Origin of the sequence: Cognatishimia sp. (genome assembly GCF_964229375.1) — a bacterium.
GTDB lineage: Bacteria > Pseudomonadota > Alphaproteobacteria > Rhodobacterales > Rhodobacteraceae > Cognatishimia.
Map to the genome: position 1 here is coordinate 1 of NZ_CAXREH010000039.1, position 23,328 is coordinate 23,328.

The following is a 23,328-nucleotide window of genomic DNA, read 5'->3' on the forward strand; positions in this document are numbered from 1 at the left end:
CGACCTGCTTCGCCCACGGAGTAGGGTGGGAAGTTATAGTGCAGCAGGAAGTTGGAGCGGAAGTTGCCGTGCAGCGCGTCGATGATCTGCTCGTCGTCGCCGGTGCCCAGAGTGGTCACGACCAGACCCTGAGTTTCGCCACGTGTGAACAACGCAGACCCGTGGGTGCGTGGCAGCAGGCCAACCTGGCTTTCGATCGCACGCACGGTTGTGGTGTCACGACCGTCGATGCGCTTGCCGGTTTTCACAACGTCGCCGCGCAGGATGCTGGCTTCGAGCTTTTTCATCGCAGAGCCGAGGTTCGCGTCCTCAAGTTGCTCTTCGCTCAGAGCTGCTTTGACAGCATCGCGTGCCGCAGATACCGCCGAGGTACGTTCCTGCTTGTCAGTGATAGCGAAGGCTGCGCGCATCTGATCTTCGCCAGCGGCCTTAACGGCAGCATAGAGGTCAGAATAGTCAGGTGCCTGGAAGTCAAATGGCTCTTTTGCGGCGTCTTCGGCCAGATCGATGATCAGGTCGATTACTGGCTGGAACGCGTCGTGGGCAAATTTCACCGCACCCAGCATTTCTGCTTCGGTCAGTTCATATGCCTCGGACTCCACCATCATCACGGCGTCTTTGGTGCCCGCAACAACCAGGTCCAGACGCTGATCTGGCTTGGTGCGCAGCTCGTCCATGTCGTCGATTTCTGGGTTCAGAACGTATTCGCCGTCGACGAAGCCAACACGTGCTGCACCAATTGGGCCCATGAATGGAACGCCAGAGATGGTCAGCGCCGCGCTTGCTGCGATCATCGCTACCATATCTGGGTCATTGACCAGATCGTGGGACAGAACGGTACACATCACGAGGACTTCGTGCTTGAAGCCTTCGACAAACAGCGGGCGGATCGGACGGTCGATCAGCCGTGCTGTCAGGGTTTCTTTCTCGGTCGGGCGCGCTTCGCGCTTAAAGAAGCCACCTGGGACTTTACCGGCCGCGTAGTATTTTTCTTGGTAGTGAACGGTCAGCGGAAAGAAGTCCTGACCTGGCTTCGGTGCTTTTGCAAATGTCACCGCGGCCATGACCGAAGTTTCGCCCAGAGTGGCGATCACGCAGCCATCAGCCTGACGGGCAACCTTGCCCGTTTCCAGAGTGAGGGTCTCTTCGCCCCACTGCATAGATTTCTTAGATTCGTTAAACATCTATCGTTTCCTAAGTCGGAGCACTCCCGGGCCCTCCCGGGTCTCCTGTTTTTAAGGGTGGCCCCATTGCCACCGACCCCTCATCCTCTTGCACGCGCCCGGGGCCACAGGCGTCACGTCTCAGATAGGCCCGCGCATAGCTGATTTTATTGGTTTTGGAAAGAGCGGAGTGAAAGGGGCGCTGCCCCTCTTGGCTGGCGCCAATTCACCCCGGGATATTTGATGCAAGAGAAAGGGCGGGAGGCTCTAGAGACGCCCCAAGTGATCGGTCACGCTTTTTCGCCGGGCATGCGCGTGATTCCATAGGCTTTGCGGGCGGTGACCAGGCGTAAGTCTTCGGGATCCATGCCCAAGGACAGCATGGTTTCGCGATCAAAGCGTTCTCGTGCCGCGTCGCGGTCGTGGGCTGTGCCAAACAGGCGGTCGATCCATTCCATGCCGAGGCTCACGTGAAATGTTGCGTGGTGGTCCTGATAGTGGTGCGCCATGTGTTTGCGGGTGACGCGTTGGCCAAACCAGCCTTTCTTTACGTTCAGATGCGCCAGCGTGTGGCAATATTCATAGAATGTGAAGGCAGAGACAGAGCCGACGAACAAAATGATCGTTGCAAAGTAGAGCGCCGAGGTCAGGCCAAGGAATGGCCACAGGATCACCGCATGGATCGCAACAGAGACCAGGCCAAAGCGCACGGCATACCAGTGATCGTCGCCCGTGAAATATTCGGCATCGGTCGGGAATTCATGGTGTGCGATGTGGGATCGGTAAAGGTCGTTGAAGACACCCTGATCGGTCGGCGGCTCTCTGTGATAGAGGAAGCGGTGCATGATGTATTCCACAAAGAACTGCAGAACTGCGCCATAGGCCAGCGCGGGGATGACCCACCAGCTGGGGAAGACAATCATCAAAACAACACCAAAGAGCCATAGCGGAGCCAGCCGGTGCAGGCTGCCCATATGGATCAATACGTTCAGAGCTTGTTTCATGTCGGTCCTCCAGATGTGCGGAGAATGACTGAGATTGGCGCCGGGGGTCAAATCTGACATGGCGTCAACTTGCCCGTTTTCGGCACATGTGTGGCGCGCCCTTTTCCAGACATCCGGCGGGCGCGCGGGGCAGGGCGACCGGCCGCCATGCCCCGTTTGTCAGATTAGCTGCGCCGCCACAGCGGGAAAGGATCGTTTTCGTAGGGGTAGTGTTCCAGGTTTTCCAGCGTCGCGTCTTCGACCAGACAGGCGTCCATCTGCGCTTTCATCCAGGACCAGTCGATCCCAGATCCGATAAAGACCAGCTCTTGGCGACGGTCGCCAAAGGGCTCTGCCCAATGCGATTTTAGGTAATCGCGGGCTTGCTGGTGATCTGGCCAGCGATCTTCCGGCACCGAGGCCCACCATGTGCCCAATGGGGACACCGACGAAAGCGCGCCAGCCAGCGAGAATTCGGCGACCCAATCTGGGCGGGTTGCCAGCCAGAAATGCCCTTTGGCGCGGATCACGCCGGGCAGGTCTCCGTTCAGGAAAGCGTGGATTTTAACGGGATCAAAGGGCGCGCGGGCGCGATAGACGTAAGAGGTGATGCCATATTCTTCGGTCTCGGGCGTGTGGTCTTCAAAGCCGTAGAGTTCCTTGGCCCACATCGGGTGTTCGTGTGCCTTTTCGAAATCAAAGAGCTTGGTGTCGAGGATCTCGCTGGGGGCGACCACGCTGTGGCTGGTTTGGATGATCTTTGCATCGCCATTTAGGCTGCGAATGATCTTGAGGGCAGCATCCACGTTTTGCGGGCTGGTGTCTTGGACTTTGTTCAGGATGACCACGTCGGCAAACTCGATCTGGTCGGTCAGCAAATGGACCAGCGTGCGCTCGTCCTCTTCGCCCATGGTTTCGCCGCGATCGGCCAAGAGGTCATGGCTGGAGTAGTCGTTCAAAAGGTTCACCGCGTCCACGACGGTGACCATCGTGTCCAGACGCGCAAGGTCATCAAGGCTTTGGCCGTCTTCGTCGCGGAACTCGAACGTGGCGGCGACAGGAAGTGGTTCGGAAATGCCGGTGGATTCGATCAGCAGATAGTCAAACCGTGCTTCTTCGGCCAGACGGCGCACCTCTTCCAGAAGGTCATCGCGCAGGGTGCAGCAAATGCAGCCGTTTGACATTTCAACGAGGGTTTCGTCGGTTTGGCTGAGTTCTGCGCCGCCTTCGCGCAGTAAGTCTGCGTCGATGTTTACCTCGGACATGTCGTTGACGATCACTGCCACTTTCAGGCCATCGCGGTTGTTAAGAACTCGGTTCAAGAGGGTCGTTTTTCCAGCGCCTAGAAAACCGGAGAGTACGGTGACGGGAAGTCTCGTATCGGTCATTGGGGTACCACATGTTAAGTTATAACGTAACGTTAGCGCCGTATTAAACACGCGCAGCAATCTGGTGCAAGACAGAAAGCGGCGGAACGAAAAAACCCCCGGGCGATGGCGCTCGGGGGTTCGTGTATCCAAGTTTTGGATTGTCTTAGCGACGCAGGCCCAGACGCTTGATCAGGTCAGCGTAACGCGCTTCGTCTTTGCCCTTCAGGTAGTCCAGCAGCTTACGGCGCTGAGCAACCATTTTCAAAAGACCACGGCGGCCGTGGTTGTCTTTCTTGTGGGTTTTGAAGTGCTCGGTCAGGGTCGCGATGCGTGAGGAAAGGATAGCAACCTGTACTTCAGGCGAACCGGTGTCGCCCTCTTTGGTTGCGAAGTCTTTCATGACGCGTGCTTTTTCTTCGACAGTAATCGACATCGGGGTCTCCTAGTCTAAGGGTTCAGGGCGCAAGCCGGGATGTCGTCCAGCAGGGTCCTATGGAGTGCCGCATGATTCCACGCGACTGCGCGCGTATAGGCGGTTTGGCTGCAAAAGGAAAGAGCCTACTGGGGCAGGCTGTCTATGATCCGGATGTCGCTGGCCGTCAGGCCGCCGCCGCCATGTACCGTCAGGATGACCTCGCCGTCCAGTTCAACCAGACCGATAGAGGGGTCCGTGTCGTCAGGCACAATGTCCAGTCGTGCTGGGTCCAGCGCGCCAGTCTTGTCATAAAAGGCGATGGAGTCCTCGGCAGGGTCAAAATCATTCCAAACCGCCGCATTGCCACCGGCGTTCCAATGGCTGACAATTGCTTGATCTGCGCCGCCTAGCCCTTCCAGCAGGTCGGCGGCGCCTGCGATCATGGTGTCGTTGCCCTGACCTCCGACCAACGTGTCTGCGGCATCCCGGTCGATCCCATCCTCTGCCAAAACGGTGCCGACCAAAAGGTCATGCCCCGAACCGCCCGAAAAATCATCGGCTCCAAGCCCGCCGATAAGCGTATCATCGCCGTGATTGCCAGAAATAAAGTCTACCCCATCGCCGCCTGACAAGAGGTCATTGCCCAAGCCGCCAAAAAGCGTATCAGCCCCTTCGTTGCCGACAAGCCAGTCGTCGTCCAGCCCACCAAGCAACAGATCGGCGCCCTCTCCGCCCTTAAGCGTGTCGCGCCCGTCGTTGCCCTCAAGGCGATCCGCGCCTTTGCCCCCAAGGGCAAGGTCGTTGCCGTCTTGGCCGATCAGGACATCGTCGCCGTCATTGCCGATCAACGTGTCGGCCCCGCCGTACCCGTTCAGCTGATCGTTGCCGTCACCCCCCTCGATGAAATCTGCAATATCTGATCCGGGTAAAATTTGATCGCCAACCGGAGGGGCTTCGTCGTGGTCATCATCGACGCCGTCCTCGGGATCAGCGCCGGTATCCCACAGCGCCGCGCCAAGGGCGGCTATGCCCAGCAGTGTTGCAAAAGCCCACATCGGTTTCTCCTGAAAAAGCGGGACCAGCCTAGGGCAGTCGGCCTTCGCTCTACAGGAGTGTTTGGAGTCGTCGTTAACTGGTTAACGCGCTCTACCGAGATGCTTCGATCTGTTGCAAGATTTCCGACGCCCAGTTTCCAATCAGCGGAATGAACTCTATCTGACTGATAAACCAGGCTAAAATAGACACGACGATGGTGGCACCCAGCACAGAGCCAAGGCCAAAGGCCAGTCCGCGGCCAAGTTGGAACATCATCATGCGCCAGATAGAGTTGTGGACGCGAATAAAACGGTGCTGGTTAAGTTTTTCGACCTCGGCTGTCAGCCTTTGAAGCGACTCTTTCGTGACGGGGTCCATGAAAATCTCTTTCTAATCAATGCGCTATATCGACCAGATTTCCGGCTTCTGGCGATAGGCGATATAGAGGGGATGGCGCGGATGGCCGGCTTTGGTTTGTCCGAAACTATGGACCGTCTGCGCCCGTTTCGCCAAGAGGTCTCTGATCTTAAACCCTTGATCCAGATGATCGCCATGCGCGCCCCAGGCGGCGATGACCGTGTCAGCCCAGTCACAAGCCTCGGCAATAAACGCAGTGTTATCAGGGCCTTCGGGGTCTATGTGGCGGCGCATCTTTTGTGGATCGGTTTCGCGCAAGGCAAAGATATTCACGGCCCGAAAGCCACCAAACCCAAGGGCGCGCGCGCGCCGCTCGCAGCGTTCGATGGTCGGGTCGTTCTGAATCTCTGTTGCTTTTGAAGGATTAAGCATGATGAAGGCGACTTTTTGGCCCGCCTCATCCCAAACACGTGTCAAGGCATAGCGATAGGTTTCGCATGGTGAATAGACAGCGGTCGAGGCCGCGTCGTCTTTTTGATGGGTCCGAGAGATCATTCCGGCAGGACGAAGACCCGCGAAGGGTGCAATTCGCCCGCTTTGAACACGCCCACAGCGACAGGTTCACCGTCAAGGCTGGCCCAACAGGGCTCGCCGTAATCGACATCGCTTGCAATCACCATACCCGGGTTGCCATTGCGCAACCGCACCGCGCCTTCGGGCGTGGCTTTCACCTCGGCGATATCGGCAAGCCCCTGTTCTAACGGGCGCAGATAGCTGTCCAGTTCCGGCGATTTGGCCATAGCGTCGATCTGCTCGACCGAAATCGCATCTTCGGCGGTGAACGGGCCAGACCAGATCCGGCGCAGCTCGCGCACGTGTCCCAAACAGCCCAGCGCCTCGCCCAGATCCCGCGCAATCGAGCGCACGTAGCCACCCTTGCCGCATGTCATTTCCAGCGTTACGTGATCTGCGGCTTCGCGATCGGTCATGACCAGCTCTGCGACCCACAGAGGACGCGCCGCGATTTCAAACTCTGCGTCCTCGCGCGCCAGTTTATATGCGCGCTCGCCATCGATTTTCACAGCAGAGAACTTTGGCGGCACCTGCATGATGTCGCCGACGAACTGGCCCAAGGCTGCCTTGATCTCGTCATCAGACGGGCGTGTGTCCGCAGTTGCAATAATCTCGCCCTCGGCATCATCCGTGTTGGTCGCAGCCCCCAGAGTCACTGTAAACGTATAGGCCTTAAGGCTGTCCGTGATATACGGCACGGTCTTTGTGGCCTCGCCCAGTGCTACCGCCAGAACGCCGGTTGCGTCCGGATCCAGCGTGCCCGCATGCCCTGCCTTTTTTGCGGCCAGCGCCCAGCGCACTTTGTTGACCACAGCCGTCGAGGTCATGCCCGCAGGTTTGTCCACCACAAGCCAGCCTGAAATATCCCGACCTTTGCGTTTACGCGCCATATTTGACCTCTGAAATTACCGAAAGCGCCGGATAGGGAAATCTCGCGCGCGCGTCAACGGTTACTCGACAACGCCGACAATCGGACCCATCCAGAACCCGGGGTCCGAGCGATCCAGATCCGCCGCATGGATCCGGCTGACTTTGCCATCAAAATACAGCGCTTGCGGCAGTTCCAATATGTCCCGGAAAAAGCGCGCAAATTCGTGGAAATTCACCGAATTCTCGGATTTCACAAAGATCGCCGTCTTACCGTCGGCCGACGTCCCTACGCCGTTGCGAATGAATTTCGAGGTGCTGTCTGGCAGAAACCTTGGGTGCAGATCACCGTCTATCACCAGCATCGGCCCTGACTGGGTGGCATAGGTGCACTCAGGTGTATCGGCTTGATAGGTCAGGCTTTCGATCACATCAGCGCGCGCGCCACGGATGCAAAACACACCATTGGGGACGAGGCCAAAGTTGCCGGGTCCGGAATTCGGGTAAAGCCGGGACTCCCGCGCGCCATTCTCCAGATACAGGCCGACCGGACGACGATCCAGATGATACATCCCCGCGTTCATGCCAAAGCTCAGAGTTTGGCCGTCAGGCAGCGCGGCTTCGATCGAAGAAAACTGCCCCAAGATATTGCCGGCCTCATCGCGCAAAAACAGACGCAGATTTTCCTCGGCCGGTCTAACAGTGCAAATCGTATAACGGTTGCCTTCATAGCGGGCATTCTCACAGGTCACGGCCGAGGCCATCCCCGGCAGCAAAAGCGCTATGAGGGCCGCAACGAGCCTCATTCGATATCGCGTTTCACGTTATCAAGGTTCAGCATCCGGCGGGTGTCATCCATCTGATCAAAGGTCTGATCCAGTTGGAATCGCAGGTCGGGCGTGAATTTTAGGCCCAGTTTCTTTCCCACAATACGGCGCAGCTCGGCCTTGTTGGCCGCCAAGAGCTTCAGGACATTCTCTTGTCCCTTGCCACCCAAAGGCAACACATAGGCCGTTGCGATTTTAAGATCCGGGCTGGTGCGCACTTCGCCGACCGTGATCGACATACGGTTCAGGTCAGGATCATGAATATCCCCGCGCTGCAGAACTTCAGACAGGGTGCGGCGGATCAGTTCGCCGACGCGAAGCTGACGTTGTGAAGGGCCGGGGCCGTCGTGGAACTTGTTCTTTCCCATATGACTGATTTATGTCCTTTCAGGGGCTTTGCCAAGCGAGGGCTTATAAGGTAAGGGCAGGCGGATAGCCCAAAGGAGACGGATATGGAAGAGCTGCCAGGCATTGTCATCACCGGAGCATCAGGTCGCATGGGCCAAATGCTGATCAAAACGGTGCTGGACAGCGACAAGGCCCGTCTTGTTGGCGCCATCGAGCGCGAGGGCCACGATTGGGTCGGCCAAGATGTCGGCGTTGCCATGGGCGGCGCGGCGATCGGGGTGACCGTGACCGACAAACCCTTGGAAGCCTTTGCCAAAGCGCAGGCCGTCATTGATTTCACCGCGCCAGCGGCGACCATTGACTTCTCGAAACTGGCGGCGCAGGCCCGCGCGGTGCATGTGATTGGTACAACCGGCATGACCGACGACGAAATCGCCGCGCTGGAACCTGCCAGCCATCACGCGGTGATCGTGCGCGCAGGCAACATGAGCCTTGGCGTCAACCTGCTGACGCAGCTCACCAAAAAAGTCGCGGCAGCTCTGGATGACGATTTTGACATCGAGATCATCGAATCCCACCACCACCACAAGGTGGACGCGCCCTCTGGAACAGCCCTGATGCTGGGCGAAGCGGCGGCCCAGGGTCGCGGCGTGTCCGTGAACGACGTGCGTGATTCTGGTCGCGATGGCATCACCGGCGCGCGCAAAAAGGGCGACATCGGCTTCACCGCAATCCGTGGCGGCGACATCGTTGGAGAACATGATGTTTTGTTTGCAGCCGCAGGCGAACGGATCATCCTGCGTCATATGGCAACGGACCGGTCGATCTTTGCGCGCGGCGCACTAAAAGCCGCGCTCTGGGGTCAGGACAAAATGCCTGGCCAATACGATATGCTCGACGTGCTTGGGCTCTGATCAGAACCCATGCATCCGCTTGGCCCATTGCCAGGCCACGATCATACCTTTGAACCGCGGCAGCACCAACAGCGCGACAACCGCGGCAAGGCTACACATGGTGATGGCCAAGGTCAGCGGTGACGGGCGCATGTATTCCCACATGGTGGTGAGGAAAAAGATAATCACATGCCCAACCACCAGAATGGTCAGATAGGCGGGGCCGTCGTCGGCACGCTGATGGCTATAGTCTTCGCCGCACTCTGAACAGCTGTCCACCACCTTCAGATAGCTGTGCAGCAACCGGCCCTTGCCGCAGTTCGGGCAGCGGCACTGCAGCCCCTTCACAATGGACGGCATCAACGGACGCTCGTTTGGATCACTTACAGACACGTCACTCATTCTCTTGCTCCAAATATCCCGGGGTCAGGGGCAGCGCCCCTGCTTGATCCTTAAAAATCGACGGCGATGCCCTTTTTTTCCCAATCGCCATAGCGCACAGGCTCTGGTCCATCCCGACCTCCCAGTTCCGGCGCAAGCGCCAGTTCTTCGGCGGCCTTGCGGCGGCTTTCGGCTTCGGCCAGTGCGCGCTGGGCTGCAGGGGGCAGGTCTTTCTTGTCGGACTCAGACATCTTATGCGCTCCTTAGGCGGGGTTTCTTTCCCGCGACACCACTGATATACGCCCGCGGCACCTCTTCACAAGTGAGACAAGGAGTCCCGCATGCCTCAAGCCGGTCTGCCCGCGCGTCGCGCCGCAGTTTTTCTGCTGGATCAGGTTTTGGGCGAAGGACGCCTGCTGTCCGAAGCCATCGGAGGCGGGGCGCTTGAGCGTCTGGACCCGGCAGACCGCGCCACGGCGCAGCGTTTGGCGACGGAAACTCTGCGGGGCCTCGAGCGACTTGATCGCATTTTGCAGAAACACCTGCAAAAATACCCGCCGATCACCGTGCGCAATGCCCTGCGGATCGGCGCTTACGAGCTTTGCATGGGGGGGGCGGCCCATGGGATCGTGAACTCTTTCGTGGAAATCGTGGCCCGCAACAAGCGTCATGCATCCATGAAGGGTCTTGTGAACGCGGTGTTGCGCAAAGTCGCCGCCAATGGGGCCGAGGTCTATCCGACCCTGCGGACGCCCCGTTTGCCAAAATGGCTGCGTGGACCGCTGGTTGAGGCCTATAGCCCCGATATCGTCGCCGCGATGGAAGAGGCGCATTTCGCCGGGGCCGCGCTTGATATGACCGCCAAGTCCGATCAAGGCGCATTGCAGCGCGCCATGGAGGGTGCGCTATTGCCCACAGGGTCCGTGCGCGTCACAGAGGCCGGACAGGTCTCGGCCTTGCCTGGGTTCAAAAAGGGCACATGGTGGGTGCAGGACGCAGCGGCTGCGATTCCTGTTAAAGTGCTGGCACCGCAGGCGGGCGAAGCCGTCTTGGAACTCTGCGCTGCCCCCGGTGGTAAAACCATGCAGATCGCGGCCTCTGGCGCGAAAGTACGCGCGGTTGACACAAGCGAGTCGCGCATGGCGCGGGTCGCCGAAAACCTAAAGCGCACCAAACTGGACGCCGAGTTGGTGGTTGGCGATGCGTTGGAAGAAGAGGGCAGCTGGGACGCGATCCTTCTGGACGCGCCGTGTTCGGCCACGGGAACGATTCGACGTCACCCCGACCTGCCGCATGCCAAAGATGGCAGCGACTTTTTTGATCTTTTCAACATTCAGGCGCAAATGCTGGACCATGCGGTGCATCTTTTGAAACCCGGGGGCCGCTTGGTCTATTGCACCTGCTCGCTGTTGCCCGACGAAGGCGAGGCGCAGATCGACGATCTGCTGGGGCGTCACGACGGCTTGCGTGTGGATGCCAGCGCGCTGGACATCGAAGGGGTCGATCCAGCCTGGCGCACCGAAGAGGGTGGCCTGCGGCTGCGTCCGGATTTCTGGGCCGATCACGGCGGCATGGACGGATTTTACATCGTCTGTATCCGCAAGGACTAGAGCCACATGGCCCTGCACGCTAGGGTGCGGGCCATGAGCAAGCTTTTGATCATTTATCATTCCCGGACCGGCGGTGCCGAGGCGATGGCGCGCGCAGCTTTTGAGGCGGCGTCAGAGGAATGCGACGCACAGCTGCTGGGCGCAGGCGATGCGCAGCCTGCGGATCTTTTGGCGGCTCAGGGGGTCATTTTCTGCTGTCCGGAAAACCTGGCCGCGATCACTGGCGAGATGAAAGAGTTTTTTGACCGCTCTTATTACCCTTTGCTGGGGCGCATAGAGGGGCGTGCCTATAGTCTGATGGTTTGCGCAGGTAGCGATGGTGAGAACGCCGTGCGCCAAATGTCGCGCATTGCCACTGGCCTGCGCTTGCGCCAAGTGCAAGAGCCGATCATTGTGAACACGAACGCGCAGACACCCGAAGCAATTCTGGCACCAAAGTCACTTTCAAAGGACCAACTGGCCCCGTGTCGGGATCTTGGTGCGGCCTTTGGTGCTGGTCTGGCGATGGGCGTTTTTTGAAACCGTTGGCCGGTTTGAAGGTCGGTCTGCGTTAACAGAGAATTTGCCAAGATGCCGTAATGCAAATCAAGGTGACTTTGACGAATGACAGGAGTACACTCTGGTGCAAACGCCAAAGAGCGTAGAGGCAGATCGAGATGTTCAATCCGGATAGTCTGAGCGCGCGATACACGCGGGCGATGCACCGATTTCACGCCCGGCTGAGCACGCGTGCTCGGCCTGCGACTGCGTTTACCTCTACGCCAGAGCCGCGCACCATTGGTGTTTTCGCCAAGGGTCGGCAGTTGCTGGCCGGCAATTTCCTGTTTGCAGGCCATCTTGTGGTGGCACCGGATACATCGATTTGGGATCTGGACGCGCCGGACCCTGAGTTCGAAGAAGACTTGCATGGGTTTGCCTGGCTGGACGATTTTGCAGCGGTCTCAGACACCCCCTGCCGCGAGAAAGCGCAGTTGTGGGTATGGCGCTGGATCGACCGTTACGGCAAGGGCGAGGGGCCGGGTTGGACCCCGGAACTGACAGGGCGGCGCCTGATCCGCTGGATCAACCACGCGATGTTGTTGTTGCAGCGTCAGGACAAAGATCAACAGACCAGATTTTACCGCTCTCTTGCGCAGCAGACGATTTTTCTGTCGCGCCGCTGGCACAAAGCGCAGCCGGGCTTGCAGCGGTTTGAGGCGCTGACCGGCCTGATCTATGCTGGCCTTGCGCTCGAGGGCATGGGCAAACATGTCAAACCCGCGATTAAGGCGTTGGGTCGTGAATGTCAGGCTAGGATTGATGCCGAAGGTGGGATGCCCTCGCGCAATCCTGAAGAACTGCTCGAAGTTTTCACCTTGCTGACATGGGCCAGCGCTGCGCTGCAAGACGCAGATCAGCCTCTGTCCGAGGCGCATCGCGTGGCCATCGAACGCATCGCCCCAACCCTGCGGACCTTGCGCCATTCGGATGGCGGTCTGGCGCGGTTTCATGGCGGCGGACGCGGGCTGGAAGGGCGGTTGGATACGGCCCTGGCCGCAAGTGACGTCAAAACCCGGCAGGCAGATGGCTTGGCGATGGGCTTTGCGCGACTTTCCGGTGGACGCACATCGGTGATTGTGGATGCCAGCACGCCAACGGTCGGCGAAGAATCTCAGAATGCACATGCCTCGACGCTGGCCTTTGAAATGACCAGCGGGCGACGGCCTGTCATCGTGAATTGCGGATCAGGCGTCAGCTTTGGCGAGGATTGGCGTCGTGCTGGGCGTGCGACTCCCAGCCATTCTACAGTGGCCTTGGACGGCTTCAGTTCCGCGCGGCTGGGCGAGAGCGGCCGAGGATGGCGCGACGAGCAATTGATCGATGCCCCGCAAGAGGTGCCGATTGAAATGAGCCCTGCGTCAGACGGGATCCGTTTTGAGGGTGGCCATGACGGGTTCGTTGCCACGCATGGCCTGACTCACGCCCGCACGCTAGAGCTGACGTTTGACGGGCGCGGTCTTGCCGGTGAGGACTTGCTGCTGGCGCTAGAGGACAATTCCAAGCGCCAGTTTGATCGGGTGATGGACGCGAAAAAGTTGCAGGGCATCCCCTATCAAGCGCGATTCCATCTGCATCCGGACGCCAATGCCGAAATCGATATGGGCGGGTCTGCGGTCTCGGTTGCATTGAAAAGCGGCGAAATCTGGATCTTCAGGCATGATTCAGCGGCACATCTGACGCTGGAACCCTCTGTTTACTTGGAAAAAGGCCGATTAAAGCCGCGTGCGGCCAAACAGATAGTTTTATCTGGGGTCGCGATGGAGTATGCGACGCGCATCCGGTGGTCTCTGGCCAAGGCGCAGGACTCTGCAATGGCGATTAGGGATCTTCACCGGGAAGAGCTTGACCTGACCCATTGAATGGACCCCAAAACCGATGACCGACCTGACGCCGATCCGCCGCGCCCTGATTTCTGTATCTGACAAGACGGGGCTGATCGAGCTCGGAAAGGCGCTGAGTGATCGGGGTGTTGAACTCTTGTCGACCGGTGGCTCTGCCAAGGCTTTGCGCGACGCGGGTCTTCAGGTCAAAGACGTGGCCGAGGTCACGGGATTTCCTGAAATGATGGACGGGCGTGTGAAAACACTGCACCCGAAAGTGCACGGCGGGCTGTTGGCCTTGCGCGAAAACGCCGAGCATGTGGCCGCGATGGATGAACATGGCATTGCGCCGATCGATCTTTTGGTGGTGAACCTTTACCCGTTTGAAGCAACGGTCGCGGCAGGCGGCGACTATGAGACCTGCATCGAAAACATCGACATCGGCGGCCCTGCAATGATCCGCGCGGCGGCGAAGAACCACGGTGATGTGACCGTCGTGGTGGATGTTCAGGACTATGACGGTCTGCTGGCCGAGCTGGACGCGAACGCAGGTCAAACAACACTGGCGTTCCGCAAAACCCTTGCTCAGATCGCCTATGCGCGCACTGGGGCCTATGACGCGGCTGTCAGCAATTGGATGGCAGATGCAATTGGCAACGAAACGCCACGCCGTCGCGCTGTCGCAGGCGAGCTGGTGCAGACGCTGCGGTATGGTGAAAACAGCCACCAGAAAGCCGCGTTCTACACAGACGGGTCGGGTCGCCCCGGTGTGGCGACAGCCCAGCAGTTGCAGGGCAAAGAGCTGTCTTACAACAACATCAATGACACAGACGCCGCCTTCGAGCTGGTCGCAGAATTCGCGCCAGAGAATAGTCCGGCCTGTGCGATCATCAAACACGCGAACCCCTGTGGCGTGGCTGTAGGCGGCACGTTGGTCGAAGCGTATCAAAAGGCGTTTGACTGCGACCGCACCTCTGCTTTTGGCGGCATCGTTGCGTTGAACCAACCTCTGGACGCAGAGACCGCCAGCAAAATCGTCGAGATTTTCACCGAGGTGGTTATCGCGCCAGGCGCGTCTGACGAAGCGAAAAAGATCTTCGCCGCCAAAAAGAACCTGCGTCTGCTGCTGACCGACGGGCTGCCTGATCCGAAGAAACCGATCATGGCCTATAAACAGGTCGCGGGCGGTATGCTTGTTCAGGACAAAGACGTGGGCTCTGTTGCCGAAGACGAGCTGAAGGTCGTGACCAAAAAGGCACCAAGCGCCGAGCAGATGGCTGACCTGCAATTTGCATGGAAGGTCGCGAAACATGTGAAATCCAACGCGATCGTCTATGTCAAAAACGGCGCCACCGTTGGCGTTGGGGCCGGTCAGATGAGCCGTCTGGACAGTGCGAATGTTGCGGCGGCCAAGGCTGAGCGCATGGCAGCGGAACTGGGTCTGGACGAAAGCCTGGCCAAAGGGTCGGCGGTTGCGTCTGACGCGTTCTTCCCATTTGCAGACGGTCTGCTTGAGGCTGCTGCTGCGGGCGGCACATGTGTCATTCAGCCCGGCGGATCCATGCGCGACAATGAGGTGATTGCCGCCGCTGACGAAGCTGGGCTTGCAATGGTCTTTACAGGTATGCGCCACTTCCGCCACTAAGGGCGGAACGCAAATTTAAGGGGCGGCGCATGCGGCTGGTTTTCTGGATCGGATTTTGGGTCTTCCTGCTGGATCAGGTCTCGAAATTCTATGTGGTTCATGTGCTGGACCTTGATCGCATCACGCGCATCGAAGTCTGGCCGCCCTTTCTTAATCTGCATATGGCCTGGAACACGGGCGTGAACTTTGGCCTGTTGGCTGGCAACAGTGATGTCGCACGCTGGGCATTGATCTTTGTTGCGCTGACAATCTGCTTTTTTGTGCTGTATTGGATCTGGCGGGATCGCCCCGGACTAAAAGGACTGGTCTCTGCTGGCCTTTTGATCGGCGGCGCGCTGGGCAATGTGGTGGATCGCTTTGTTTACGGGGCCGTTGCAGACTTTCTGAACATGAGCTGCTGTGGCTTTGATAACCCTTATGCCTTTAACGTCGCAGACATCTCTGTGTTCGCAGGCGCACTCGGCTTGGCTTTTTGGGGCGGTGCGCAAAAGCAGGCGTGACGGATCGGACTCGATCCGTTAAGCATAGGCGAAACGACAGGAGACGTTTGAATGGGCGGTACGCGCGCACTCATCTTGGGTTTGGTTCTGGTCTTGGCCGGATGTGCCAATGAAAAGGGCATTCGTGTCCTGTCTTCTGGCGACGAAGGTCCAGACGAATTCGCGATTCTTCCGACTAAAGAACTGTCCGCGCCAAGCAGCTATGCCAGCCTGCCAGAGCCGACACCGGGTGGCACGAACCTTGCAGACGTTGATCCATTGGCCGAAGGGGCCGCAGCTTTGGGTGGCAACCGCGTGACCACCGCGTCGGGCACGTCGTTTCCTGCAACCGACAGCGCTCTGGTCAGCTATGCGTCGCGCAATGGGACGTCCCCCAATATCCGCGCGCAGCTTGCTCAGGATGACGAGGCCATTCGCGGTCAGTTTAACCGTTTTGTGTCCTGGCGCCTTGGCTCCAACGATCGCTACAACGAGATCTACAGCCGCTTTCATCTGAATGCGTATCGCGAGCTGGCCCGTTGGCGTCGCGCAGGCGTGAAAACGCCGACGGCACCGACCCCACCTCAGTAATCTTCGCTCACAATCGCGTAAAACCGGTTGAAGCATGCCGTCTGCGGCGTAACTATCTCTTCAAACGACAGAGGAGAGAGCGCATGCGGCGCATGATCTTACTGGCCGGGCTTACCGTAATGGCAGCGCTTCCGGCCCGCGCTCAGGAAGCGGTGACTGATTTCACCCTAGACAATGGAATGCAGGTTGTGGTGGTCGAAGATCACCGTGCCCCGGTTGTGATGCATATGGTGTGGTACAAGGCGGGGTCTGCTGATGAACCCGCGGGCACCTCGGGCATCGCGCATTTCTTGGAACATCTGATGTTCAAGCAAACAGAGAATCTGGCCCCGGGCGAGTTCTCTGAAATTGTCACCGCGCAGGGTGGGCAGGACAATGCCTTTACCAGTTATGACTATACCGCCTATTTCCAGCGCGTGGCGGCGGATCGGCTAGAGTTGATGATGCAGATGGAAAGTGACCGCATGGTCAATCTGCGTCTGACCGAAAATGACATCATCACAGAGCGTGACGTTATCATCGAGGAGCGCAACCAACGCACAGAAAACAGTGCCGGTGCCCTGTTTCGCGAACAGCGCATGGCCGCGCAGTATATGAACCATCGCTATGGCGTGCCTATCATTGGCTGGCGTCACGAGATGGAAACGCTGGACATGGACGACGCGCTGGCCTTTTACAAAGAGTATTACGCCCCCAACAACGCGATCCTGATCGTTGCGGGCGATGTGCAGCCCGAGGACGTGCGCGCGCTTGCGGATAAATACTATGGTGTTATCCCCGCGAACCCTAATCTGAAACCACGTCAGCGCACCGAAGAGCCTCCGCAACTGTCCGAGCGCCGGATGGTCTATCGCGATGCGCGGGTTGCGCAGGAGTATGTGACCCGGACCTATCTGGCACCGGAACGCGATGCAGGTGATCAGAAAGAAGCGGCGGCATTGACCTTGTTGGCCGCGATTCTGGGTGATGGCCCGACAGCGGTTCTGCCACGTGATCTGCAATTTGGCAGCAAACAGGCAGTTTATGCCTCGGCCTTTTATGGTGGCACCTCACTGGATGACACGACCTTTGGACTGGTGATTGTTCCGTCCGAAGGGGTCAGCCTGCAAGAGGCCGAAGACGCCATGGATGCCTCGGTGCGCCAGTTCATTCAGGATGGTGTCGACGAAGACCATCTGGCCCGCATCAAAATGCAGCTGCGTGCATCGCAAATCTATGCGCGGGATGATGCGGATGCAGTTGGCAACCGCTATGGGCGCGCGCTGACCAGCGGGCTTACCATTCAGGACGTTCAGGACTGGCCCGACATCCTGCAATCGATCACTGGAGACGACATTGTTGCGGCAGCAACGCGTGTGTTCAAAGTAGAAAACTCTGTAACCGGCTGGTTGCGAAAGCCCGTTGAGGAGGTGACCCAATGATCCGCTTTGTATTGGGATTTATGATGGTCTTTGCCGCGCTGCCTGCGCGCGCCGAGATTGAAATTCAAGAGGTTGTCAGCCCTGGCGGGATCACGGCCTGGCTGGTGGAAGAGCACTCTATTCCCTTTGTGGCGCTGGAGCTTCGGTTTCGCGGCGGCGGGACGTTGGATCTGCCGGGCAAGCGCGGTGCAACCAACCTGATGGTTGGTCTGCTCGAAGAAGGCACAGGCGATATGGATGCACGTGACTTTGCGCGCGCCACCGAAGAGCTTGCCGCGCAGTTTGGCTATCGCGCCTTTGATGAATCCATCGCGTTGTCGGCAAGGTTCCTGACCGAGAACCGCGATGAGGCCATTGCCTTGTTCCGCAAATCCGTGGTGGAGCCGCGCTTTGATCAGGTCTCGATTGACCGTGTGCGCGAGCAGGTTCTGACCGGCATTCGCTCGGACGCAAAAGACCCGAACCGCATTGCGTCGGCCAAGTTTGACGCGCTGGCGTTTGGCGATCACCCCTATGGATCGTCAATGGACGGCACCGAAGAAAGCGTGTCGGCGCTGACGCGCGATGACATCGTTGCTGCGCATCAGGGTGCATTGGCGCTGGATCGCATTTATGTTTCCGCGGTTGGCGACATCACCGCCGAAGAGCTTGGCGCGCTGTTGGACAGCTTGCTGGCTGGTCTGCCGGAAACCGGTGCCGCCTATGCGGGCCCTGCCGACTTTAATCTGGCAGGTGGTCAGACCGTGGTGGATTTTGCGACCCCTCAATCTGTGGCGCTGTTTGGCCACGAAGGGATCACCCGCGACGATCCTGACTTCTTTGCGGCGTTCATTCTGAACACGATCATGGGCAGCGGTGGTTTTGACAATCGCCTGATGGAAGAAGTCCGCGAAAAGCGTGGCCTGACCTATGGCATCGGGACATATCTGATCTCGATGGATCAGGCCGAGCTGTATCTGGGATCTGTGGCCTCTGCCAATGATCGCGTGATGCAGGCTGTCGATGTGGTGCGTGCGGAATGGGCGCGCATGGCCGCTGAAGGCCCAACTCCGAAAGAGCTGGAGGCGGCCAAAGCCTATCTGACAGGTGCTTACCCGCTGCGCTTTGACGGCAATGCGGCGATTGCCAACATTCTGGTTGGAATGCAGATGGATGATCTGGGCATCGACTATATCGCCGGGCGCAACGACAAGGTTCGGGCGGTGACGCTTGAAGACATCAAACGCGTCGCGGCACGGTTGATGCGCCCCGAAGATCTGCACTTTGTCATTGTCGGTCAGCCTCAGGGCTAAGCGATCAGCGACTCGTAATAGAGCCTCGCCCCGAGATTGGGCGGGGCTTTTTTGTGACCAGTCCTGCGCATTAAAAAACCCGGCCTTGTGCCGGGTTTTCTGTGTCTTGCACTGTCTGGGGGCTTATTCGCCGTAAGGCACCCAGATGTTCTTAACTTCGGTGGCCGCCTCAAGGAATGTGCGTCCTTCACCTGCGTCGCCCATCCAGTCACGGTCTTGTCCGTTGTTGACCCATGTGCGCTTCAGGTTCGCCGCGCTCTTGGCCTCGATTGCACCGGACAGATCCGACGACGAGAAGCTCCAGATCGCATCCAGGTTCAGGTGGTCCGCCAGCGTGCCTGCCAGTTCAGCGTGCGCCCCGGTCAGAATGTTCACCACGCCCGCAGGCACATCAGAGGTTTCCAGAATCTGATAGAAATCCAGCGCTACCAGTGGGAAGGCCTCAGACGCTGTAAGAACCACGCGGTTGCCCATAGCGATGGCCGGAGCCATCAGGGACACCAGACCCAGCAAAGGCGTATCGTCCGGGCAAATCGCGCCGATCACACCAACCGGTTCGCGCATCGCCAGCGCGACACCGCGGATCGGCACGTTATGTGCCTGCCCGTCAAATTTGTCAGCCCAAGCCGCATAGGTGAACAGGCGCGAGATCGTGACGTCCACTTCCACCGCGCCGCCGTCGCCGCCAGTCAGTGCGTCGATGCGGGCTGCGAACTCATCGGAACGGGCCGCCAGATTTTCTGCAATATAGTACAGGATCTGTGCGCGCAGGTGGCCCGTGGTTTTTGACCACGCTTTGGCGCTTGCCGCCGCTTCAACCGCGTTGCGGACGTCTTTGCGGTTGGCGATTGGGGATTGCCCCAGCAGTTGACCGTCGGGGCCATAGATGTTCTGCGAATATCCGCCGTCAGGACGTGCCTGTTTACCACCGATATAGAGCTTGGGTGTGCGATCCAGAGGATCCACGCTTCCCAATTCCGCCGCGTCGCCTGCAAATGCTTCGATTCGCTCAAGCGCGGCCGCGTCTGCTTTTGGCTTGGTATAGGCGGTCAGACCTTCCCAGCCACCTTCGCGGCCAAAGCCACTCTCGCGGATCCCGCCAAAGCCGGCGGCCGCGTCAAACAGGTTGGTCGCGTTGACCCAAACCACGCCCGCGGCAAGCTTTGGTGCGATGTCCAGCGCAAGGTTGACGTTCTCTGTCCAAAGCGTCGCGGCCAGGCCATAGCGCGTGTTGTTGGCGATTTCGATTGCCTCGGCTGGCGTGCGGAATGTCATGGAACACAGCACTGGCCCAAAGATCTCTTCCTGCATTAGCAAGTCAGACGATGCGAGCCCGGTGATCAGGGTTGGAGGATAGAAACATCCGCCTTCGGGCAAATCGCAAGGTGCGTGATAGGTTTCACCTGCCGTGTTGGCCGAGACCATCGACGAAATCGTATCCAGCTGAACCGGATCGACAATGGCCCCCACATCAATGCACTTGTCCAGCGGATCGCCGATGCGCAGCGTCGCCATGCGGGCTTTCAGTTTGGTGTAGAACTTGTCTGCGATGCCCTCTTGCACCAACAGGCGCGATCCCGCACAGCACACTTGGCCCTGATTGAACCAGATTGCGTCCACAAGGCCTTCGATTGCGCTGTCGATGTCGGCATCGTCAAACACGATATAGGGCGACTTGCCGCCCAGCTCGAGGGTCAGTGCCTTGCCGCTGCCGGCGGTGGCTTCGCGGATTCTGCGGCCGACAGAGGTCGATCCGGTAAATGCGATTTTGTTTATGTCGTCGTGCCCGACGATCTGTTCCCCAACCGCGCCATCGCCTGTTACGATGTTCACGACACCTTTTGGCAGACCCGCTTGGCGGCAGATGTCCGCAAACAGGATCGCCGTCAGCGACGTGTATTCGGCAGGCTTCAGCACAACAGTGTTGCCCATCGCCAAAGCAGGCGCCACTTTCCACGCCAGCATCAACAGCGGGAAGTTCCACGGGATGATCTGCCCGCAGACCCCAAGGGCCTCGCGGTCTGGCAGCTCGGACGCCATCAGCTGCGCCATACCTGCGTGATAATAGAAGTGACGCTGCACCAGCGGGATATCGATATCGCGGCTTTCGCGGATCGGTTTGCCGTTGTCCAGTGTTTCCAGAACCGCGAACAGGCGGCTGTGTTTTTGCAGCAGGCGCGCAATGGCATAGAGATAGCGCGCACGGTGGTGGCTGGACATACCGGACCATTCCGGGAAGGCCGCCCGCGCGGCAGAGACCGCTGCGTCGACGTCGTCTGCGCTGGCTTGGCTCAGGTCGGCAAGGACTTCGCCCGTTGCAGGGTTTTTGGTTTGAAAATCAGCTTTGGGTTCAGTGAACTCGCCGTTGATGAAATGGCCGAAGGATGCGCCCTGGTCCACGAGCCACGCCAGAGCGTCGCCTGCGCTTTCTGGGGCGGGGCCGTAATCCATGCTCTCAAAGATCTCTTTTACGGTCATATGTGTGTTCTTTCCTGTGATCCGGTCGGACACGCGTTCTGTGGCAGATCGCGGTGCGGAATTTCTTGGAAACCCTGGTCGGGCGTTATCCCATTGCGTGGCGGTAGCCGGCAGAATACGCGCCGGTCAGGTGGTGTTCGAGCTGACGTTCAATGTCACCCAACAGTGATGACGCGCCAAACCGGAACAGGTCTGGTTCAAGCCAGCGGTCGCCCAACTCGTCTTTCATCAGCGCCAGATAGACCAAGGCGTCCTTGGCCTTCGAAATGCCGCCCGCTGGCTTATAGCCGACGCGATAGCCGGTGCGGTCATAGTAATCGCGGATCGCGCGGATCATTGTCAGCGACACGGGCAGGGTGGCATTGACGCTTTCCTTGCCGGTCGAGGTCTTGATGAAATCGGCCCCAGCCATCATGCAAACCAGCGACGCACGTGCGACGTTGCGCAATGTGCCAAGCTCTCCGGTTGCGAGGATCGCTTTAACGTGCGCGTCGCCGCAAGCCTCACGGAAGGCTTTCATCTCGTCATAAAGCGCCTGCCAGTTGCCCTGCAGGACGTGACGGCGGGTGATAACGATATCGATCTCCTCGGCGCCCGCGGCGACCGACTGGCGGATTTCCTCGACCCGCAGATGGAACGGCGAGAGGCCCGCGGGAAAGCCAGTGGATACCGCCGCCACCGGCATGCCGGTGCCTTCCAGAGCGCGCACGGCTGTTTCACTCATGTCGTGATACACACAGACGGCACCTGTGGTCAGATCAGGCAGACCCAATTGATCCAAAAGTGCCGGGCTGACGGGCTGTTTGGCTTTCGCGCACAGGCGCTTGACGCGGCCTTCGGTATCGTCGCCAGACAGGGTGGTCAGATCGATCAAAGACACGGCGCGGCACAGCCACGCGGCCTGAAAATCTTTCTTTATAGAGCGCCGGCCAGGCAAAGTGGCGGCGCGGCGTTCAATCGCCGAGGTATTGGCCTGTACTGTCCGTACCCAGTCCAAATCCAGTTCCATACCCGGATTGCGCGGCTCGATCGCCTGCGGCAACTGGTGGGTCGCGGTCTCGATGGTCGTAGATTCCATGACTCGTCCTTCGTAAATTACCCTGCAAACTCTCATGTGATGTTTGAGAGTTCAAGTCAGGGGAAGCCAATGACAGCTTCTTATTTGACCATAAAGTCAAAATATTTGTGAACACGCATTTGTGCGATGTGTGTTGCGAATAATTCGCAATAGCATTGACAAAGATGAGAATGGTTCTCATATTCAATTTGAATTCAAAGGAACCCCTATGCGATTCTTCCGGCGTACATTTTTGTCTGCGGCTCTCGCCCTTATCGCCATGCCTGCTTTTGCGGCTGACCCGATCAAAGTGGTCGCGACCACTGGCATGATCGCCGATGCTGCGCGGCAGGTCGGGGGGGATCTGGTCGAAGTACAGGGCCTGATGGGGCCGGGCGTAGACCCGCATGCCTATCGCCAAACCCGGACCGACATCGTCGCCATGACTCGCGCTGATCTTGTGCTGTGGCACGGGCTGTATCTTGAAGCCCAGATGGAGGCTTTCTTCGCTGACCTCGCAGAAAAGCGGAACGTGGTCGAAGTGGCTGCCGGTCTGGATACGTCTTTGCTGCGTGGGCATGACGACTATGACAACAAATTTGACCCGCATGTTTGGATGGACCCTGATCTGTGGGCGCGCATCGTGGTGCAGGTTCAGGATGCTTTGACCGCCACACAGCCAGAGCATGCAGATCTGTTCGCCGCCAACGCTGCTGTCCATCTGGAACAGATCGCGCGGCTGAGTGACTACGCGTCAGCATCCTTGGCGACCGTACCTGAAACCTCTCGGGTGCTGTTGTCGGCGCATGATGCCTTTGGATACTTTGGCGACGCTTTCGGGTTTGACGTCTTGGGCATTCAGGGCATTTCCACCGAATCCGAGGCCGGATTGAACCGGATTTCTCAATTGGTAGATCTTTTGGTCACCCGCGACATTCGCGCCGTCTTTGTCGAGACCTCAGTGTCGGACAGATCCATGCGCGCGGTGATCGAAGGGGCTGCTGCCAAGGGTCACACCGTGTCTATCGGCGGAGAGCTGTATTCGGATGCGATGGGGGCCGACGGCACATATGAGGGCACTTATATCGGCATGATCGACCACAACGCGACGGTGATTACCAATGCGCTGGGCGGCTCGGCTCCGGAGCGCGGGTTGAACAACAAACTGAGCGCGGGGTCGTAA

24 protein-coding genes are annotated in these 23,328 nt (G+C 58.7%); 10 read left to right on the top strand and 14 right to left on the bottom strand.

The window, feature by feature from the left end; all coding sequences use genetic code 11:
- The 10 genes from ACEQWH_RS02975 to rbfA all read right to left on the bottom strand — a co-directional run.
- On the bottom strand, nt 1-1,184 hold a 1,184-nt coding region (locus tag ACEQWH_RS02975; RefSeq protein WP_370228186.1), incomplete at its 3' end, for a polyribonucleotide nucleotidyltransferase.
- Between the two features lie 269 nt (nt 1,185-1,453).
- A complete protein-coding gene (locus ACEQWH_RS02980; protein ID WP_370228188.1) occupies nt 1,454-2,167 on the bottom strand; it encodes a sterol desaturase family protein in 714 nt (237 codons plus the stop codon).
- A gap of 164 nt (nt 2,168-2,331) precedes the next feature.
- Nucleotides 2,332-3,534 carry a GTP-binding protein gene (locus ACEQWH_RS02985; RefSeq protein WP_370228190.1) on the bottom strand — a complete coding sequence of 401 codons (1,203 nt, stop codon included), beginning with the start codon at nt 3,532-3,534 and terminating at the stop codon, nt 2,332-2,334.
- 145 nt (nt 3,535-3,679) lie between these two features.
- Nucleotides 3,680-3,949: a 30S ribosomal protein S15 gene (rpsO, locus tag ACEQWH_RS02990; RefSeq protein WP_370228192.1), complete on the bottom strand. Its 270-nt coding sequence runs from the start codon at nt 3,947-3,949 to the stop codon at nt 3,680-3,682.
- Between the two features lie 125 nt (nt 3,950-4,074).
- A complete protein-coding gene (locus tag ACEQWH_RS02995) occupies nt 4,075-4,986 on the bottom strand; it encodes a calcium-binding protein (RefSeq protein ID WP_370228194.1) in 912 nt (303 codons plus the stop codon).
- Nucleotides 4,987-5,077: 91 nt separating this feature from the next.
- Nucleotides 5,078-5,344: a DUF5665 domain-containing protein gene (locus ACEQWH_RS03000; protein WP_370228196.1), complete on the bottom strand. Its 267-nt coding sequence runs from the start codon at nt 5,342-5,344 to the stop codon at nt 5,078-5,080.
- A gap of 24 nt (nt 5,345-5,368) precedes the next feature.
- Nucleotides 5,369-5,878: a DUF1643 domain-containing protein gene (locus ACEQWH_RS03005; RefSeq protein ID WP_370228198.1), complete on the bottom strand. Its 510-nt coding sequence runs from the start codon at nt 5,876-5,878 to the stop codon at nt 5,369-5,371.
- Nucleotides 5,875-6,786: a tRNA pseudouridine(55) synthase TruB gene (gene truB / locus ACEQWH_RS03010; protein WP_370228200.1), complete on the bottom strand. Its 912-nt coding sequence runs from the start codon at nt 6,784-6,786 to the stop codon at nt 5,875-5,877. The genes ACEQWH_RS03005 and truB overlap by 4 nt, the downstream gene beginning before the upstream one ends.
- A 60-nt stretch (nt 6,787-6,846) precedes the next feature.
- Nucleotides 6,847-7,569, bottom strand: coding sequence for a phosphodiester glycosidase family protein (locus tag ACEQWH_RS03015; RefSeq protein WP_370228202.1), 723 nt, complete (start codon nt 7,567-7,569; stop codon nt 6,847-6,849).
- Nucleotides 7,566-7,958, bottom strand: a complete 393-nt coding sequence (gene rbfA, locus ACEQWH_RS03020) for a 30S ribosome-binding factor RbfA (RefSeq protein ID WP_370228204.1) — start codon at nt 7,956-7,958, stop codon at nt 7,566-7,568. The genes ACEQWH_RS03015 and rbfA overlap by 4 nt, the downstream gene beginning before the upstream one ends.
- A gap of 84 nt (nt 7,959-8,042) precedes the next feature.
- Between rbfA and dapB the strand changes: the two genes are divergently transcribed.
- On the top strand, nt 8,043-8,852 hold the full coding sequence (gene dapB, locus ACEQWH_RS03025; protein ID WP_370228206.1) for a 4-hydroxy-tetrahydrodipicolinate reductase: 810 nt from the start codon (nt 8,043-8,045) through the stop codon (nt 8,850-8,852).
- On the opposite strand, the gene ACEQWH_RS03030 is transcribed toward dapB, so the two are convergent.
- Together ACEQWH_RS03030 and ACEQWH_RS03035 are read right to left on the bottom strand one after the other, a co-directional pair.
- Nucleotides 8,853-9,233, bottom strand: coding sequence for a DUF983 domain-containing protein (locus ACEQWH_RS03030; protein WP_370228208.1), 381 nt, complete (start codon nt 9,231-9,233; stop codon nt 8,853-8,855).
- Between the two features lie 50 nt (nt 9,234-9,283).
- Nucleotides 9,284-9,463, bottom strand: coding sequence for a DUF1674 domain-containing protein (locus ACEQWH_RS03035; protein WP_370228209.1), 180 nt, complete (start codon nt 9,461-9,463; stop codon nt 9,284-9,286).
- A gap of 90 nt (nt 9,464-9,553) precedes the next feature.
- On the opposite strand from ACEQWH_RS03035, the gene ACEQWH_RS03040 reads away from it, so the two are divergent.
- The 8 genes from ACEQWH_RS03040 (at nt 9,554) to ACEQWH_RS03075 (ending at nt 18,610) form a co-directional block, all read left to right on the top strand.
- Nucleotides 9,554-10,822 carry an RsmB/NOP family class I SAM-dependent RNA methyltransferase gene (locus ACEQWH_RS03040; protein ID WP_370228211.1) on the top strand — a complete coding sequence of 423 codons (1,269 nt, stop codon included), beginning with the start codon at nt 9,554-9,556 and terminating at the stop codon, nt 10,820-10,822.
- A 33-nt stretch (nt 10,823-10,855) separates the two neighbouring features.
- Nucleotides 10,856-11,341: a flavodoxin family protein gene (locus tag ACEQWH_RS03045; RefSeq protein ID WP_370228213.1), complete on the top strand. Its 486-nt coding sequence runs from the start codon at nt 10,856-10,858 to the stop codon at nt 11,339-11,341.
- 137 nt (nt 11,342-11,478) lie between these two features.
- On the top strand, nt 11,479-13,221 hold the full coding sequence (locus ACEQWH_RS03050; protein ID WP_370228215.1) for a heparinase II/III family protein: 1,743 nt from the start codon (nt 11,479-11,481) through the stop codon (nt 13,219-13,221).
- Between the two features lie 16 nt (nt 13,222-13,237).
- A complete protein-coding gene (purH, locus tag ACEQWH_RS03055) occupies nt 13,238-14,827 on the top strand; it encodes a bifunctional phosphoribosylaminoimidazolecarboxamide formyltransferase/IMP cyclohydrolase (protein ID WP_370228217.1) in 1,590 nt (529 codons plus the stop codon).
- Nucleotides 14,828-14,856: 29 nt separating this feature from the next.
- Entirely contained in the window at nt 14,857-15,327 is a 471-nt protein-coding gene (lspA, locus tag ACEQWH_RS03060) for a signal peptidase II (RefSeq protein WP_370228219.1), read from the top strand.
- Between the two features lie 51 nt (nt 15,328-15,378).
- Nucleotides 15,379-15,897, top strand: a complete 519-nt coding sequence (locus ACEQWH_RS03065) for a DUF3035 domain-containing protein (RefSeq protein WP_370228221.1) — start codon at nt 15,379-15,381, stop codon at nt 15,895-15,897.
- An 83-nt stretch (nt 15,898-15,980) separates the two neighbouring features.
- On the top strand, nt 15,981-17,318 hold the full coding sequence (locus ACEQWH_RS03070) for a M16 family metallopeptidase (protein WP_370228223.1): 1,338 nt from the start codon (nt 15,981-15,983) through the stop codon (nt 17,316-17,318).
- Nucleotides 17,315-18,610 (top strand): M16 family metallopeptidase, encoded by a 1,296-nt coding sequence (locus ACEQWH_RS03075; protein WP_370228225.1) that lies wholly within the window; start codon nt 17,315-17,317, stop codon nt 18,608-18,610. Before ACEQWH_RS03070 ends, ACEQWH_RS03075 begins: the two co-directional genes overlap by 4 nt.
- 123 nt (nt 18,611-18,733) lie before the next feature.
- Here the strand turns inward: ACEQWH_RS03075 and ACEQWH_RS03080 are convergent, their stop codons facing one another.
- Entirely contained in the window at nt 18,734-21,088 is a 2,355-nt protein-coding gene (locus ACEQWH_RS03080; protein ID WP_370228227.1) for an aldehyde dehydrogenase family protein, read from the bottom strand.
- An 85-nt stretch (nt 21,089-21,173) separates the two neighbouring features.
- The gene (deoC, locus tag ACEQWH_RS03085; protein WP_370228229.1) at nt 21,174-22,166 is read right to left on the bottom strand and encodes a deoxyribose-phosphate aldolase; all 993 of its coding nucleotides are present in this window, start codon (nt 22,164-22,166) and stop codon (nt 21,174-21,176) included.
- A 208-nt stretch (nt 22,167-22,374) separates the two neighbouring features.
- Here deoC and ACEQWH_RS03090 point away from each other — a divergent pair, with 208 nt between their 5' ends.
- Nucleotides 22,375-23,328: a metal ABC transporter solute-binding protein, Zn/Mn family gene (locus ACEQWH_RS03090; protein WP_370228231.1), complete on the top strand. Its 954-nt coding sequence runs from the start codon at nt 22,375-22,377 to the stop codon at nt 23,326-23,328.

Coding starts and splice junctions, on each gene's coding strand:
- lspA (WP_370228219.1), top strand. CDS start 14,857: ATGCGGCTGGTTTTCTGGATCGGATTTTGGGTCTTCCTGCTGGATCAG.
- ACEQWH_RS03090 (WP_370228231.1), top strand. CDS start 22,375: ATGCGATTCTTCCGGCGTACATTTTTGTCTGCGGCTCTCGCCCTTATC.
- ACEQWH_RS03075 (WP_370228225.1), top strand. CDS start 17,315: ATGATCCGCTTTGTATTGGGATTTATGATGGTCTTTGCCGCGCTGCCT.
- ACEQWH_RS03045 (WP_370228213.1), top strand. CDS start 10,856: ATGAGCAAGCTTTTGATCATTTATCATTCCCGGACCGGCGGTGCCGAG.
- deoC (WP_370228229.1), bottom strand. CDS start 22,166: ATGGAATCTACGACCATCGAGACCGCGACCCACCAGTTGCCGCAGGCG.
- truB (WP_370228200.1), bottom strand. CDS start 6,786: ATGGCGCGTAAACGCAAAGGTCGGGATATTTCAGGCTGGCTTGTGGTG.
- ACEQWH_RS03065 (WP_370228221.1), top strand. CDS start 15,379: ATGGGCGGTACGCGCGCACTCATCTTGGGTTTGGTTCTGGTCTTGGCC.
- rpsO (WP_370228192.1), bottom strand. CDS start 3,949: ATGTCGATTACTGTCGAAGAAAAAGCACGCGTCATGAAAGACTTCGCA.
- ACEQWH_RS03050 (WP_370228215.1), top strand. CDS start 11,479: ATGTTCAATCCGGATAGTCTGAGCGCGCGATACACGCGGGCGATGCAC.
- ACEQWH_RS03035 (WP_370228209.1), bottom strand. CDS start 9,463: ATGTCTGAGTCCGACAAGAAAGACCTGCCCCCTGCAGCCCAGCGCGCA.
- ACEQWH_RS02995 (WP_370228194.1), bottom strand. CDS start 4,986: ATGTGGGCTTTTGCAACACTGCTGGGCATAGCCGCCCTTGGCGCGGCG.
- purH (WP_370228217.1), top strand. CDS start 13,238: ATGACCGACCTGACGCCGATCCGCCGCGCCCTGATTTCTGTATCTGAC.
- ACEQWH_RS03015 (WP_370228202.1), bottom strand. CDS start 7,569: ATGAGGCTCGTTGCGGCCCTCATAGCGCTTTTGCTGCCGGGGATGGCC.
- ACEQWH_RS03000 (WP_370228196.1), bottom strand. CDS start 5,344: ATGGACCCCGTCACGAAAGAGTCGCTTCAAAGGCTGACAGCCGAGGTC.
- ACEQWH_RS02985 (WP_370228190.1), bottom strand. CDS start 3,534: ATGACCGATACGAGACTTCCCGTCACCGTACTCTCCGGTTTTCTAGGC.
- rbfA (WP_370228204.1), bottom strand. CDS start 7,958: ATGGGAAAGAACAAGTTCCACGACGGCCCCGGCCCTTCACAACGTCAG.
- ACEQWH_RS03030 (WP_370228208.1), bottom strand. CDS start 9,233: ATGAGTGACGTGTCTGTAAGTGATCCAAACGAGCGTCCGTTGATGCCG.
- ACEQWH_RS03005 (WP_370228198.1), bottom strand. CDS start 5,878: ATGATCTCTCGGACCCATCAAAAAGACGACGCGGCCTCGACCGCTGTC.
- dapB (WP_370228206.1), top strand. CDS start 8,043: ATGGAAGAGCTGCCAGGCATTGTCATCACCGGAGCATCAGGTCGCATG.
- ACEQWH_RS02980 (WP_370228188.1), bottom strand. CDS start 2,167: ATGAAACAAGCTCTGAACGTATTGATCCATATGGGCAGCCTGCACCGG.
- ACEQWH_RS03080 (WP_370228227.1), bottom strand. CDS start 21,088: ATGACCGTAAAAGAGATCTTTGAGAGCATGGATTACGGCCCCGCCCCA.
- ACEQWH_RS03040 (WP_370228211.1), top strand. CDS start 9,554: ATGCCTCAAGCCGGTCTGCCCGCGCGTCGCGCCGCAGTTTTTCTGCTG.
- ACEQWH_RS03070 (WP_370228223.1), top strand. CDS start 15,981: ATGCGGCGCATGATCTTACTGGCCGGGCTTACCGTAATGGCAGCGCTT.